Genomic DNA, 14,476 nt, shown 5'->3' on the forward strand with positions numbered 1-14,476 from the left:
CCCAATGCTCATAAAGCCGGATCAGGTCCGGCCGGTGTGTGGCGTAGGTGCAGTATGACGATGTGAGCCGCTACACGTGCGCGTCTCCCGGTCTGTCCATAGGCTCGGAAGAAGTCGGACAGTTTGACATGGCCGGTCAGTTGCAACTCCCTTTCCCAGCACTCCACTGCCCGGTAGAGCGCATGAAAAATCTCCTTTCGGGCGGTTTCTTAAGACGCTCGCCACGCCATGAGGCAGTGGGGGCATCGGTGTCCATCAGGTGCTTCTGCCCATGCAGGATTCCAGAACATTGATGAAATCGTTTGTTTCGATGAAAGGCATCCACACTTTGGATGGTTGACCACGCTTTTCAAAGATCGTGAACTACATCTCCTCGTTGTGCTCGACGCACTCCGGACAAGTAACCTCATGGGCGCGGCATGCAGGATTAACCGAGCCCAGCCGGTCATGAGTGCGGCCGGCGCTCGGCTGCTCGATTTATTTGCGCGATAAGCTCGCGACCATGTCCGCGGAGGTATTCAAACTTAACGCTGCGTCCGGGAGCTCTTGCCCTCCAGTTTGCGACGCTCCCCCGCCCATCCAGTGATCGTTTATTTCGTCGGATAGTTTGACCCGGCTCTACCGAATCGCCGCTTCAGGATCATTCTTTCCGATTTCGTCACGCTCGTATTTCTGCCGCGTCCTACACCGATTGGGCGCGAACAAAACTGAGCGCCTTGGAACCCGAACCCGTGCGTCGTGACCGGGAGCATCCGGGGCGAACTCATCCGCTCGGGGGCATCGCATCACCGGACGGCGACAGGCACGGTCGACCGGCATCTCGGCATCGGCTGGGAATTCGTCCATGGTCTGCATTGGCGACGACGCTTCCTGAGGCCACGTAGCCCTTATGCCAAGCTGGGCGCCCGGGTCGAGCGCGTAATGACGACAATTGCTTCGCTGCAGGTCAAACGCTTTCCGGGCCACCTGCAAAGTCTTCACCCGGCCGTACAGCGCCCAAGACCACTGATGTGATCGACAAGAGCCTTTTTGATAAATCTGCGCTATTCTCCTGTCGCGCACGGACGACCGCGTGGCGAAGAGCAGGGTCCGAGATGAGAGCCCTGCCGCGCAGCTTCTATCGTCGCGCCTCGTTTGCGGCATCCGTGCCTACCCTCTTCGGACCTCGTGGGTTCCAACCGGCGACGAGGCGTGCATAGGCGCCCTCGGCCTGCTCCACCCAGCGGCGCTCTTCTTCCCGGTGGCTCTTTATGTTGTAGGCGTGCGCTCCCTTTTGGCCGCGCACAGCCTTGCTCCCGGCCTTGAGTTCCACATCGCGCAAGCTTCTTGGCATGCAGGGAGGGTCGAGCCCACGCGTAACTCTCGCCCTTCTCAACAGATGACAGATCACGACAGAGAGTTTGCGTGCGGTTGCCACGGCCGCGACATGCTGTCCGCGCCGGGCTCGCACGCCGCAGGGAGAAGGCTCGCAACGGTCCGGGAGCACGAGCGGCCGCCCAGGCCGCCTCGACGAGCATGCCGCGCGCATGACCACGGCCCTGCTTGGTGATCCGCCCATGGTAGGCCGGACCTGGCCGGACTGCTGGACGCTTGGGTTCAACCCGAGATAGGTCACGAGCTTCTGCGGATCGTCGAAGCGCGACACGTCGCCGATCGCCGCCCTTCATCGCCAGCGCGACGGTGATGTCGACGCCGGGAATGGTCATCAGCCGCTTCACGCCTTCATCCTCGAGAGCCGAGCGGACAAGATCGCGTTCGATGACCTGGAGGTCTTCGCCCAATCGGTCGAACTCGCGCAGATGCCCATCGATCGCGAGGCGCTCGTCCTGCGGTACGACCTGCTCGATTAACCAGGTCCGACCCTTGGCGCCGCACAGGTCAGCATGCGGGCAGGACGGATCAGGTGGCTATGAAGGATCGACTGGATGACGCTCTTCAATCGAGATCTCTGTCGGACAATCTGATTGCGCCGTGTCACCTGTCGACGCAGAGCCTGCGTCGGCTCGTCCGCAATCCAGACTTCTGGCAAGAAGCCGCTGGCATAGAGCTGCGCAAGAACGTCGGCGTCGATCGTCGTTTTGATCTTGGCATAGGCAACGATAAACACCTGTTTCGGCTTGGCGATCCCCACCTTCTTCACATGCGGCGCAACCACAGCTGCAGCGGACGTCGCGTTGCCGGTGGCCTCGATCACCCCGACATCGTTCGGCGACAGCTTCGCGGCGAACGCCGCCAGCAGATCGCGCCGCATGTCGACGCGGCCGAGTCGCCTGAGCCTGCCCTCCTCCCATGCCACTGCTTCGGCGAAGGCGCGGTGAATATCCAGTCCGATGATAAGCATGCCCGTTCCTCCTTCTTGGCTCGGTCAAAGACGGGAGCTGGCGGGCAACACGACATCTACTGATCCGCGCTCGCAGCGCATCCGGGAAAGTCGCGAGGGGCGGCCATGTAACGAGCTCGGGCTCTCAGCCCACGGTCTATTGACGGCCTGCCTGCACCTTTGTGCTCCCGGTGCCCCACGTCCCGGATGGGCTCACCATAAGGGCGTTCCAAAACAAGAACAGCAGGACGAGAAGGCACCACAGATCACATACCGGATAGCGGCAAGGCCAAGCGCTTCGTTCAGATAGGCTTGCGCCAATGGGCTTAGGCCGAGCCTACAACAGCTCTCAAAAACGCTGCCGGACTGCTGCATTGGCTCGCCGATACAATTGGCACAGGCCTCACGGCAGCTTAGGATCAAACCGCCCATCAGTCGCCTCGGACTGGAAAGGTGCACCCTATTAGGTTCCACGCCTAGCTAGGTCGGGGCCGCCGAAGACGCTGGTTGATAGACCGGCGCCATCGGCCCGGCGTTTCAAACTGCCAATCTCTGACCTGCACAGTACGAACGATTGCTCGCTTCGGCAGATCACGCGGCTCATATGTCGGACCTTAACGTCATCCATCATAAACTTTTTGCGACAAAAGATTGCAAGAATGCTAAATTGTTAAAGTCGTTTGTTTCGGTTAAAGGCATCCATCCCATGGATGGCTGATGACATGCGTTTCAAAGGACTTGATCTAAATCTCCTCGTTGTGCTCGACGCACTCCTGACGGAGCGTAATCTCTCGGCGGCGGCACGCAGGATTAACCTGAGTCAGCCCGCCATGAGTGCGGCCGTCGCCCGACTGCGCGATTATTTCCGCGATGAACTGTTTACGATAAGAGGTCGCGAAAGATTTCTAACCCCGCGTGCGGCAGCATTTGCCCCCGCAGTTCGCGACGCTCTCCAGCACATCCAGTGCTCGATTATTTCTTCGGATCCGTTTGACCCAGCTCGAGCCGATCGCCTCTTCAGGATCATTCTTTCCGATTTCGTCACGCTCGTGTTTTTCGAAAAGCTTGTGGAGCGTATTTCACGGGAAGCCCCCGCCGTCAGCTTCGAACTGCTGCCTGTCGACGATAGCCCCGATGAGCTTCTCCGGCGCGGTGACGTCGATTTTCTAATTCTACCGGATATGTTCACGTCGAGTGTGCATTCAAGCGTTGCGCTGTTTGACGAGAAGCTCGTGTGCGTAGGCTGTCCCACAAACAAGCAGCTGCCACAGCAGCTTACATTCGAGAGATACATGTCGATGAGGCACGTCGCGGTCAGGTTCGGGCGTACGATGAAGCCGTCTATCGAGGAATGGTTTTTGCTTGAGCATGGCCTTAAGAGACGTGTCGAGGTCGCCGTGCAGGGCTTCAGCATGATTCCACCTATGGTGTCCGGCACAGCTCGTATAGCGACCATGCCCTTACGGCTGGTCAGGCATTTCGAAAAAACGTTCCCCCTGCGGGTTATCGAACTTCCGCTGCCATTTCCCACATTCACCGAGACCCTCCAATGGCCGGCCCTCCACAATAGCGATCCGGCAAGCATCTGGATGCGGGAGATAATGATACAGGAGGCATCTCGGATGGCTGCCCCGCTGTGAACCCACGGAAAATTCAGGCGCACCTATAGTCACTACTCCTGTCACCATCTACTTTGACGACAATAGCCCTCGCCGGATAAAGTCGATGCTGGCGGCAAGTGCGCCTGCGAGATCGTCCAGAGAATGGACTTCCTCGACCAGCTCGAATGAGAAAGGTCCCGCGTAGCCGCCATCCAGCAGCGCCTGAATCTGGCTGCCATTGTCGGAACCTGCAAGAAAGCGATCGGGGTAAATCCAGAAGGTCGGGTCGTTTACGCTTGAAATGTGCACCAGGCCGGTAAGCTCGCAGAACAGGCATGTCTCCCCGGCCAGGGTGTGGTGGAACGTGTCGTGCACGAGGCGAAAGACGGACTGGCCATCAACCGCGGCAACGGCCTCGGCCGCTTCCTTCTTTGATCGAAGCGAGCAGGTTCGGAAACCCAGCGGCTCGATGAGACCGATCAGACCCCGCGACTGGAGGATTGGCTTGATCTCGTTTAGAGCGAAACGAAGATTGTCCTGGCGCTCGCTATTGGTGGGCCACGAGCTGCGGTTGGCCGGCACCAACACGAGCGTCTCCGCCCCGCACGCCGTCGCATAATCGGCGAGGTTGCTTGCCTCGGCCTGACGCGTTGGAGTCCAGTCGTTGAACCGCTGCAAGGCGTTGACAGAGATGATCGTGACGCCCGCTTCGGTAGCGGCCAACCGAACGTCCGCAGCCGGAATGCCGCGTGCGACAGGATTGCTGAAATGAGGGTAACGGATTTGGACGTCGGTCAGGCCTTGGTCACGGGCAAGCGCGAAAAGCGCACTGACGTCAAGGCGGGGCGCCGCCATGTGATCGAGTGCAAAGCGGGGCGATACCTGGCGCATTGCTTGACTTTCCTTCCATGAAGCGCGGCTGCCATTTCGGCATCCGGCTTCTTTCAAGACGGAACCACGCCGGTTCACAGATCGGACAGAGACGGCCGAGTCAATCGAGCTTTCCTTTCATCGGTGAAAGGAAAATGGGCGCTCATGATAGAAATCCATCAAGGTCAAATATTTTCCGGAAGATAAATGTCGAACGGCAGAAATGTCTGCCCCGGGCTCTCCGCGACGCCGGCTTTGATGGCCCGCTCCATTGCCATTATCAGCTCCTGGCAAAGTCGGCGCATTGGCGTGCCGACCGCCATCGTCAAGATGTCATCCGCAAGCGCCCCACGTGACTGCGGCGTCATTTCACTCACGATCGCGACGAGATCCTGACCGCTCCCCTCTTCTCGGAGCGCGGAAATTGCCCCCTCTATCCCCCCGCCGGCCATATAGAAGCCGACGAGCTCTGGTTCCCGCTGCATAAGATCCAGCAATTTTTCGTAAGTGAGCTGCCGTTCATCAAGGTTCACGAGCGCATCAAGCACCTCGAATTTTGGCGCGTTCTCACGAAAATACGCACGAAAGGCCGTTTCCCGCGTCGCATGCGCCTGGAAGCGATGGCTTCCGACAAACACCGCCACCTTGCCGGGCCGTTTTGCGGCCTTGGAAAACACCCAAGCGGCAGTCCGTCCGACCTTGCTGTTGTTGAGGCCGATGTAGCCCTCGCGCACGCCATCGGCGAAGTCGGATAGCAGCGAAAATACCGGGATACCTTTCGCCTTGAGCTCCTCGACTGATGCTGTGATTTTCGGGTGATCGGCCGCCACCATGGCGATCGCCTGGCAGCGGCTCCCAAGGTCCTTAAGAAGCGGGAGCAGGTCACGCGGCAAATGTGACTGCGCGAACTCGATGATCGGAAGGCCGTGGAAGGATTTAGCCATACTGACCGACTCTTCGATCTTGCGAGCGAAATCTTGGTAGAAATCGTGGGTAGGTTTTCTCAAGATGAAGCCCAGCTTGTAGTGCGGCAGGTGCTGCTGCAAGCGCTGTTTGATGAGACCGGCAGCATGATAGCCGATCGCGTGCGCGGCCGCATGGACCCGCTGGGCGGTCTCCTCTCGCACCGGAAGGCGGACGTTCAGAACCCGATCGACTGTTGCTACGCTGACTCCGGCTTCGCGGGCGAGATCGGCTATTGTGACGCGCTTTCCCCTAGCGATTCTGATCGGCCGGTCCTCCATCATCCGGTGCGCTCCCGCGACGGCTTGGGGCGGCAAGCTGAAATAGTTCCCCCACCCCGCGGATAGCGCATTCGACGAACAGCGCTCCATGCGCACCCAGATGAGTCTCCGTGAACCGTTCGTTTGCTTAGGGGCTTCATGGTGTTGTATTACTCACTGCGTTAGTACTCTATTTCCAGCGCTCTTTGGAGGCTGGCAATTCGACTGTTGTGTCAAGGCCGCTACTTACACGTCGCGCTGTTGCGATCTTGCTTGCGGGGAGCCAGTTTGATGTAACCCTAACCGCGGAAAGCGGTTTCCATCCGTGACTGGTCCAATTCGCCTTCCCAGCGAGCGACAACGAGCGATGCCACCGCATTACCGACTAAATTCGTCAGCGCGCGGCATTCCGACATGAAGCGGTCCACGCCAAGAATTAGAGCCATTCCGGCAACGGGAACACTCGGCACGACAGAGAGAGTAGCGGCCAATGTGATGAAGCCGGCGCCGGTGACGCCTGCCGCACCCTTCGAGGAAAGCATCGCAATTAGCAGCAGGAGGATCTGATCGGCAATTGACAAATCTGTGTTCGTCGCCTGGGCGATGAAGAGGGCGGCGATCGTCATGTAGATATTGGTACCGTCCAGATTGAATGAGTATCCAGTAGGGATGACGAGACTTACGACCGAACGGGCGGCGCCGGCCTTCTCCATCTTCTCCATTAGCGAGGGCAGCGCGGCCTCCGAGGAGGACGTTGCCAGGACAAGCAGCAGCTCGTCCTTGATGTAGCGGACGAGAGAAAAGATCGAGAAGCCGTTGTAGCGGCAGACCGCGCCGAGAACCCCGAACACGAAGAGGAAGGCGGTAAGATAGAACGTCGCGACCAGTATCGCGAGGTTGGCCACCGAACCGATTCCGTATTTGCCGATCGTAAAGGCCATTGCGCCGAAGGCGCCGATGGGTGCAGCCTTCATCAGAATGCCGACGAGCTTAAAAATGGGGGCGGTAAGCGCCTGGAGAAAGGTAACGACCGGCCTGCTCGTCTCTCCGGTCATCGCCAAAGCAATGCCGAACAGGACCGAGAAGAACAGGACTTGCAGGATGTCGCCTTCCGCGAAGGCACTGGCAATCGTTGACGGGATGATGTTCATCAGGAAGCTGGTCACGGACTGCTCGTGAGCCGTGGCCACATAGCCCTTAACGGCTTGGACATCGAGCGAGGCCGGATCGATGTTGAGGCCGGCGCCAGGTTGAACGATATTCGCGACAATCAGTCCGACAACGAGTGCAAGTGTCGAGAAGGTGAGGAAATAAACCATCGCCTTGGCGGCAACTCGGCCGACCTTCTGCAGATCGCTCATGCCGGCAATGCCGGTCGCAATTGTCAGGAAGATGACAGGTGCGATAATCATCTTGACGACTTTGATGAAGGCATCGCCGAGCGGCTTCAGGCTCTGGCCGGTTTCCGGATAGAGGTAGCCAATTGCGGCTCCCAGGACTATGGCGGCAAGCACCTGCACGTAGGTCCGGGCAAAATGGGGCTTGCGGGGCGCTGCGATCGCGCGGGGGACTCTTGGAACCAACACCGTTTCTCTCTCCCTGACCGGATCGGGGTGGGGGCTCCTCCTTCTCCCATGCTGCGCTCCGGTCGAGCGCTGCTGTCATCTCGGAGCAAGCGCCGTGCCAACTGGAGGCCTGTCCCGTCCAGCGAGATTGGTGCGGGTTGCGCACTGGAACCCTCCACCTTTGCCGGAATTTGCACTCAAGGCTCGCCAAAGATCGCGTCTGAAGAAGTGCTTCGCCAGAGAGGGAATTGACCAGGTCGCCTTGCGGCCGTGTCTTTGATGTCTGCCGCAGATCGACTGCCGGCCGATATCTCTGTCGTCTTGGTGACTTTGGTTTGTCAGTTTTGCGACGGAATGCGCGCAAACTGCAGGATATCCTACACGCCCATCAGAGCACGCGGTACAAGCGATTAAGCGTAGGAGCGCATTGAATCTCCGAGGTCAAAAAATCTTGAATAAGGTCCCCGTGCGAAGTGAATCCGCAACTCGTCAAAGTTCTCCACCGTTTGATCCAGCGGTCGCGTTTCCTGGCGCTGCAGGATGGCGTTATCTGATGGCTCAAGCGCTGGAACGCCCAGGAAATCCCAAACCGCTCCCAGGCATTGGGCAGGTTCGTGAAGTAGGCTCTCGTATTCCATTACAAGCAGGTTGGTCGACGTGAAGGAGTCCATAACGCGAGCGTGAAAATCGTCGGCGGCTTTGAAATAAGCCTCACAGTCGGCGATTGACAACCTGACGCTCGGTGGCCGAGCGGTATCGTTGTCCCAGCTGAACTTCAGCCAGTGACCGCTTTCCCTGGCCTGCACAAAGGATCGGAGCGATTCCAATACGTTTCGGCGAACAACAAGGATGACCTTGAGTGCTGGCCAACGAGCCAGTTCCGCAAAGAATGCGGGACGCTCGCGAAACTGAGGTTCATTGATCTTGCATCCAAGATGCGTCACATTCTTGTAGTCGCGCATAGGGCAGCGCACATAGGCAAGCTCAAGAAGCTCGCGATCCGTGCCTAGCAGGCGATCAGTGCTGGGCCAATTGGGATCATATTCGTTTAGCAACTCACCGTTACTCAAAACGGTCGGATGCTCGTTTAGCAATTCTTCTAAATAGTGTGTTCCGGTCCTTGGCATAGCAAGGATCACAAAAGGCTCAGGAGTTGCTTCGTTGTGGGTCATTGCATGTGTATCCAACTAAATAATGGCCGCGACGGTCTGTGGACGCGCACAAGAAGCTTGGCTGCTATCGATTGAACGCTCCGGGTGGGTCCGCGCCTCACCATCCAGCCTGTTCTTCGAGGTGTGGTCGCGAAGCTGGGCGGGTGCCTGCAGCGGCTGGGTGGCGCCCGGCTTCGGCGTTGTACCACTCGCGATTCCTAGCATACGCATGCCTCCGGGCCGCTGTGGGCAGTTTGCATCCGGCATTGCGGACCTCCTTCTGGTTAATGGGTGTAAGCAAGCGTCAACGCATTAGTCGTCGATGAAACAGTCCAGCCGACAGAAAAAAAGGCAATACAGCGAACATGCAAAGTGCGCCTATATGCAGCCCTACATTGTCGCCCAGGCGGCCGAGCATCACCGGACGGATTAGCTCGATAGAATTCGCCAGGGGCGAGAAGGCCGCAATCTGCTGAAACACTCCTGGCAATTGGCCGACTGGAAAAACCGCGCCCGAAAGGAACAGCATGGGTGTGATGACAAGCGTCTGATAGAAAATAAAATAGTGATAACTGGGCGCGAGCGCGATGACGAGCATGGCCAGGCTCGCAAAGGCGAATCCGGTGAGAGCGACGACCGGTAGCACGTAGAGAACCGACGTCCACGCGGCATAACCTAGCGCGGCCGCAACAATCGCAATTGTCGTACCGGCCAGAAAAGCCTTTGTGGCTGCCCAGGTCAATTCACCGAGAACGATGTCGCCGAGGGTAAGTTGTGTGTGCAGGATTGCTTCCCAAGTGCCCTGATCGCGCATTCGACCGAAAACCGCGTAAATTGTTTCGAAGGTTGATGCTGTCATCGCGCTCGTCGCAACCATGCCGGCTGCCAGAAAGGCGATGTAGGATGCACCTTCGATGCGGCCTACCAACAGTCCAAGGCCAGTGCCGAGCCCGAAAAGGTAAATCATCGGATCAGCAAGGGTGCCGAGCATTGAAGCAAATGCCACCTTCTTCCATGCCAGATGATTGCGGCGCCACACCGCCATCCAGTTCCAGGCGTTGGCGGGTAGAGCGGCCGCAAAACGTTCACCCATTGCTCACTTCTCCATCTCACGTCCGGTTAACCGCAAGAAAACGTCCTCCAGACTGGGTGGACGCTCTAGAATACGCAGACCCGCTCGACCGCGAAGCTGGATGCGCACATCCTCCGGCTCAGGCGCATAGCAAAAGAGCGTCTCGCCGCTTACCTCGACACGCTGAACGTACGGTCTGATCAGCGAAATCAGCTCCTGTGGATTACCGCCGAAGATCTCGATCACGTTGCACCCAATGTACTCGTCGATCAGCGCATGAGGACTGCCCTCGGCGATCTTGCGTCCCCGCTCGAGAACACACAGCCGATCACAAAGCCGCTCAGCCTCTTCCATGAAATGGGTGGTCAAAATGATCGTTTTTCCGCTCGCCAGCAGGAAACGAAGTCGCTCCCAGATCAGATGGCGGGCATGCGGGTCGAGGCCGGTCGTGGGCTCATCCATCACAAGCAACTGGGGGTCGTTGATCAGAGCACGTGCCAGCGTCAGGCGCCGCTTCATCCCGCCGGATAGCAGGCCGACACGTGAATCCGCCTTGCTCTCAAGGCGAGCGAACTCGAGCAGCCGTGGGATGACGGCGTTGATCTCTCTTGTACTCATGCCGAAGTAGCGCCCGAACACCAACAGGTTCTCACGTACCGTAAATTCCAGGTCGAGATTGTCGAACTGCGGGACCACGCCTATGCCCTTGCGGGCCAAGCGGCTGCGTGCCGGCACTGGTAGACCGAGGACTGTTATATCACCCGCGTCAGGCCGGGTCATACCGAGGAGCATACGCGCAATCGTGCTCTTGCCTGCGCCGTTAGGCCCCAGCAGACCGAAGCACTCTCCCGATGCAACGGTGAAGGACAGCCCGTCCACAACGAGCTTGTTTCCGAATAATTTGGTTACGCCGGTAAGGTCGATTGCTACATTGGACATGCGTCTATCTCAAGCGGAATGAGTCCGATTGGCCACCGGCAGCTTACTTGCGAATTCTGGTTCAGAGCAGGCCACCGCCTTGAGATGACACCTTTGGAAAGTCGCGGCCGGAGCGACGTGTGTATCGCTTCCGCCAAAGAATAACGTCAAGATGCCACGTGTCGCTTCCACATAGTCCCCGTTCTGACCATAGGTAACTCGACAAGCTTCACCCCGTGTCGACTGACACAACTTACTCGGTCACTCGGCGCTGCAAGGCCGTCAGACTTCACTAGCTGTGAGCGAAAGATCTGCAGTATGAAGTGACTCCGCAATTCCAGAATTGCCCGCAGCATTTGCTCCGCCAAGCGGCATCGCGCTTGTGATTTCCTTTGTGCTGCTGTTGGGCAGGGGAACACTTTTACGCGACAGCCAATCGCTATTGCTCAATGTACACAGGGCGTAAGCCTTCAAGGGGATCAACAGGAATATCCTGATTAACGCGTGCATTGAATAGCCGATGAATCGAAGCTGCCGAGTGCGGAAAGATAACACCGTAGATCTGATTATGGTCATCGTGACAATAGCCAGCACCGTCCACCAATTTACTGTATGTGAAAATAGTAACTCACCGAGCGCCGTTACTACCGCGATGCCGAGCAACAATGGGCCGAGATTCTCTCCCATCACATCCAAAGTTAGATAGCGATCCAGGCCACGCAGTAGACCTCGCGCAAGCATCGTGTCCCGGAAAGTGCTTCGTGCCCAGCGGAGTTGTTGGCGCAAATAAGGTCCCATCTTGTCCGGAACGACTGTCGCCGCGACGGCACCTGGAACGTACTCGGTTCGAAAGCCTGCTTTCAGCATGAGGATCGTAAGATGACGGTCTTCACCGAAGTCGCTTGGTTTCCCCCTGAACAGCTGCGTCTCGTATTGATCCAGCAGAGAAAGGAGACAAGACCGGCGGTACATTGCACATGGGCCGCAGCAGCACATGACCGCACCAAAGCGACCTTGCGCCGCGCGCTCCTCATTGCAAGCCAGCCAGTATTCCATATCGATCAATCGGGTCAACCAAGTGTCGCTGCGGTTGTATGCCGTCAGCTGGCCCATGGCCGCTCCGACCATGGAATCCCGCATTTTTACTGCAAGCTTCGTGATGACGTCGGACGCAAGTGTCGTGTCAGAGTCGACGCTGAGCACGAAATCTCCAGATGAGCGGCGGATGGCGGCGATCTGCGCCTTGCGTTTGCCAACATTTTCGCGGAGCAGAATGAAATTGAATCTCGGGTCGCCCTCGTAGGCGTGATGTACCGGGATGACGGCATTACGATTTCCAGAACCGTCGTCAACCAGATAGACCTGAAATGTTCCGGAGTAATCTTGATTTGCAATGGAAGCTAAACACGCCGCGAGTGTGCGCGGGTCCTCATTGTAGCAGGGGATAATGACATCCACGCTCGGCCAACGGTCGGATCCGAACAAGCTTTCCGACGGCGGCGTAACATTTTCCGGTTGGGAGTAGACCGCTTGCATGCCTCTGTAAACAGTCGAGAGCACCGCATAAGACGAAACGGCAACAGTACTGGCTGTGGTGAGAAGGTCCATAGGATCTCTGTTTGTTCAGGGATGTTGAGGAAGTGATCGGATTACAAATCCGCGGCCGTGCAATTCTGGAATTAGGCGTGACAACGCTGTCACCGTCTGGTCGCGCAGACTGGCTTGATTGCCTGGTTGCAATTCGTCGGGAGCGCACCCGTCGTGCAACAGCACGATTGCGCCCGGCCGGATATCGGCGAGCACTCTGTCGACGATGGCGTCAACGCCGGGGCGAGACCAGTCGCGTGGATCAATGGACCAATGGACGGGCGCCAATGCCTCACCCGCTAATGCAGCGATTACTTCTTCGGTCCAGATGCCATAGGGTGCACGAAAGTACCGAACCATGGCCTGCGGGCAAGCCATCCCTATGACTCTGTTTGCCTCAACTATCTGGCAGTCGACTTCGACGGACCCGCATTTAGCTAGGTCCGGATGAGTCATCGTGTGGTTGGCTATACCGTGGCCGTCTGTAATAATTCGGCGAACGAGTTCCGGCTCGTCGGCCGCGTAGGCCCCAACAACGAAGAAGGTCGCCGGCACCTGATGTTGCGCCAGCACATTGAGTATCTGCGGTGTGAAAAATGAATTGGGACCGTCGTCAAACGTCAGATAGACGCTGCGCTCTGCAATGCGATCGGCATTGTCACTCTGCCCTTCGCATATGTAGTCCAGAGGCTTCATAGTTCCGGACCGTTCCGGTCGATCAGGGTACCAGACGGCCACTCGTCCATCGAGCGTCCGATCGGCGAAACCAACACGAGTACGTCTTCCAGGCGCGTGGGCGGCAGGTCGGGATGCACATCTGGACGGGTCGACCGTACGCGAACGCCCGACACAATGTTCGCGAGGCCGGCTCTGCAGAATCTTTCGACATGGTTTCGCAGCGCGTGCCGAACCGTGCCGAAAGCGAATGGAACACCCAACTGATGGAGCACTGGGTACGCCACGCGCATCGAAAAACCGATTCCGAGCCCTTCAAGATCCGGACGAACCGCGTACAGGCCCAATTCAGCGACGATCAAGTCGACCTCGCCAACTTTGATGAAGCGCCGCAGCATGCCGATGTGAGCCGCTACCCCATGCGCGTCGTAGCCGATTGCGCGGAATTCCGGCCTCGCGCCGGCCCAACTGCGGCCGCCTTCGAATGGCTCCGCGTTGAAGGCGCCAGTCCGTCCATAGGTCTTTCGAAAAAAGTCGGAGAGTTCGACATGGTCGGCCAGTTGCAGCTCATTTTCCCAGCACAACTTCCACTCGACATTCGGACGCATGGAAGACCTCACCTTGTAGCTGTCTGGTTGAGATAAATGTCCAAGCATTGATTAAATAATTGGCGTCGCGCCAACGGGGCGTAACTTGTGGGGACCGCCGAAAGACCAAGCCGCAATGCAGATGCGACTGACTTTGTACGCCCCGCACACCAGATGATGCTCCTCAGATCCAACGCAACCATCGGAACTACCTATCTTTCCAACTTGAAGCGCTTCTATGGGACCTGCAGCAAAAACGGTAAAATCCTTTGTTTAGATGAAAGGTATCCACGCTTTGGATAACTGGGCGAATGCGTTCCATATGGCTGGTCAATTATCGTCGTCACGCTCGAGGCACTTCTGACGAAGCGCAAAGCTCACGCCCGCGGCACGCGCGGCCGTTGCCGGGCCGCGCGATTATCTCCGTAAGAGCCGAGTGGAGCTCAGACACGACGATTGATCAGAATCTGATTCGCGGGTTCAGTATCTCTTTCGTGTATCCAGCTCTGGGCTGTCCTTTGGCGGGAGTTAGGTTCGCCCAGGTTCTGAGCCTGGGGCGTTGGCCCGTTCGCCGCGCAGGCTCCTTCGCACATCGTCGAGGCCGAGAAAGAGGGGCCACACAGCTCCCCCTGTACTTTCCACCACCCGACACCAGCGCTCACCCAGGGCGCCGGCCTTGCTCACCTCAACGGATAGCGCACTCGCGCCGCTTCACGATTAAAAGAATTCTACAAGCAAGATGCCTGTTTGATCGAGAGACGTCCGCTGCCAATTCCCGCATCGCAGAGGCAGCCAATAGCGCTCGCTTTACATAGTGGTCCGGCAAGCAGCTAGATACGACAGGTGACCTCAAATGAGGCGTCTTGCATGGCTTCTACACCTGCCTGAATGCCAGAACTGCGTTCGT

12 protein-coding genes are annotated in these 14,476 nt (G+C 57.9%); 1 reads left to right on the top strand and 11 read right to left on the bottom strand.

All coding sequences use genetic code 11. The annotated features are described in order from the left end of the window. Window positions 1-1,043: 1,043 nt before the first annotated feature. Window positions 1,044-1,706 (bottom strand): hypothetical protein, encoded by a 663-nt coding sequence (locus E5X34_RS32970; protein ID WP_365970300.1) that lies wholly within the window; start codon window positions 1,704-1,706, stop codon window positions 1,044-1,046. A gap of 140 nt (window positions 1,707-1,846) precedes the next feature. Next, entirely contained in the window at window positions 1,847-2,341 is a 495-nt protein-coding gene (locus tag E5X34_RS32975) for a transposase (protein ID WP_095769983.1), read from the bottom strand. Between the two features lie 701 nt (window positions 2,342-3,042). On the opposite strand from E5X34_RS32975, the gene E5X34_RS31875 reads away from it, so the two are divergent. After that, on the top strand, window positions 3,043-3,960 hold the full coding sequence (locus E5X34_RS31875) for a LysR family transcriptional regulator (RefSeq protein ID WP_063170390.1): 918 nt from the start codon (window positions 3,043-3,045) through the stop codon (window positions 3,958-3,960). A 48-nt stretch (window positions 3,961-4,008) separates the two neighbouring features. On the opposite strand, the gene E5X34_RS31880 is transcribed toward E5X34_RS31875, so the two are convergent. The 9 genes from E5X34_RS31880 to E5X34_RS31920 all read right to left on the bottom strand — a co-directional run bounded on the left by E5X34_RS31880 (window position 4,009) and on the right by E5X34_RS31920 (window position 13,590). After that, the gene (locus E5X34_RS31880) at window positions 4,009-4,812 is read right to left on the bottom strand and encodes a TIM barrel protein (RefSeq protein WP_063169395.1); all 804 of its coding nucleotides are present in this window, start codon (window positions 4,810-4,812) and stop codon (window positions 4,009-4,011) included. A 164-nt stretch (window positions 4,813-4,976) separates the two neighbouring features. Beyond that, complete coding sequence (locus E5X34_RS31885; RefSeq protein ID WP_051695606.1) at window positions 4,977-6,038, bottom strand: LacI family DNA-binding transcriptional regulator; 1,062 nt, start codon at window positions 6,036-6,038, stop codon at window positions 4,977-4,979. A 275-nt stretch (window positions 6,039-6,313) separates the two neighbouring features. Then, window positions 6,314-7,597, bottom strand: coding sequence for a dicarboxylate/amino acid:cation symporter (locus E5X34_RS31890; RefSeq protein WP_210326678.1), 1,284 nt, complete (start codon window positions 7,595-7,597; stop codon window positions 6,314-6,316). 392 nt (window positions 7,598-7,989) lie between these two features. After that, window positions 7,990-8,751, bottom strand: a complete 762-nt coding sequence (locus E5X34_RS31895) for a sulfotransferase domain-containing protein (RefSeq protein WP_127266955.1) — start codon at window positions 8,749-8,751, stop codon at window positions 7,990-7,992. Between the two features lie 283 nt (window positions 8,752-9,034). Next, window positions 9,035-9,823, bottom strand: a complete 789-nt coding sequence (locus E5X34_RS31900; protein WP_063169398.1) for an ABC transporter permease — start codon at window positions 9,821-9,823, stop codon at window positions 9,035-9,037. Between the two features lie 3 nt (window positions 9,824-9,826). Then, on the bottom strand, window positions 9,827-10,741 hold the full coding sequence (gene nodI, locus E5X34_RS31905; protein WP_024505873.1) for a nodulation factor ABC transporter ATP-binding protein NodI: 915 nt from the start codon (window positions 10,739-10,741) through the stop codon (window positions 9,827-9,829). 261 nt (window positions 10,742-11,002) lie between these two features. Continuing rightward, window positions 11,003-12,328 (bottom strand): chitooligosaccharide synthase NodC, encoded by a 1,326-nt coding sequence (gene nodC / locus E5X34_RS31910; protein ID WP_063169399.1) that lies wholly within the window; start codon window positions 12,326-12,328, stop codon window positions 11,003-11,005. A 15-nt stretch (window positions 12,329-12,343) separates the two neighbouring features. After that, a complete protein-coding gene (nodB, locus tag E5X34_RS31915; RefSeq protein WP_063169400.1) occupies window positions 12,344-13,003 on the bottom strand; it encodes a chitooligosaccharide deacetylase NodB in 660 nt (219 codons plus the stop codon). Then, on the bottom strand, window positions 13,000-13,590 hold the full coding sequence (locus E5X34_RS31920) for a NodA family N-acyltransferase (RefSeq protein ID WP_063169401.1): 591 nt from the start codon (window positions 13,588-13,590) through the stop codon (window positions 13,000-13,002). The genes nodB and E5X34_RS31920 overlap by 4 nt, the downstream gene beginning before the upstream one ends. Window positions 13,591-14,476: the final 886 nt, after the last annotated feature.

Source organism: Mesorhizobium sp. (genome assembly GCF_004963255.1).
Classification (GTDB): Bacteria; Pseudomonadota; Alphaproteobacteria; order Rhizobiales; family Rhizobiaceae; genus Mesorhizobium.

Coding starts and splice junctions, on each gene's coding strand:
- E5X34_RS32970 (WP_365970300.1), bottom strand. CDS start 1,706: ATGACCATTCCCGGCGTCGACATCACCGTCGCGCTGGCGATGAAGGGC.
- E5X34_RS32975 (WP_095769983.1), bottom strand. CDS start 2,341: ATGCTTATCATCGGACTGGATATTCACCGCGCCTTCGCCGAAGCAGTG.
- E5X34_RS31875 (WP_063170390.1), top strand. CDS start 3,043: ATGCGTTTCAAAGGACTTGATCTAAATCTCCTCGTTGTGCTCGACGCA.
- E5X34_RS31880 (WP_063169395.1), bottom strand. CDS start 4,812: ATGCGCCAGGTATCGCCCCGCTTTGCACTCGATCACATGGCGGCGCCC.
- E5X34_RS31885 (WP_051695606.1), bottom strand. CDS start 6,038: ATGATGGAGGACCGGCCGATCAGAATCGCTAGGGGAAAGCGCGTCACA.
- E5X34_RS31895 (WP_127266955.1), bottom strand. CDS start 8,751: ATGACCCACAACGAAGCAACTCCTGAGCCTTTTGTGATCCTTGCTATG.
- E5X34_RS31900 (WP_063169398.1), bottom strand. CDS start 9,823: ATGGGTGAACGTTTTGCGGCCGCTCTACCCGCCAACGCCTGGAACTGG.
- nodI (WP_024505873.1), bottom strand. CDS start 10,741: ATGTCCAATGTAGCAATCGACCTTACCGGCGTAACCAAATTATTCGGA.
- nodC (WP_063169399.1), bottom strand. CDS start 12,328: ATGGACCTTCTCACCACAGCCAGTACTGTTGCCGTTTCGTCTTATGCG.
- nodB (WP_063169400.1), bottom strand. CDS start 13,003: ATGAAGCCTCTGGACTACATATGCGAAGGGCAGAGTGACAATGCCGAT.
- E5X34_RS31920 (WP_063169401.1), bottom strand. CDS start 13,590: ATGCGTCCGAATGTCGAGTGGAAGTTGTGCTGGGAAAATGAGCTGCAA.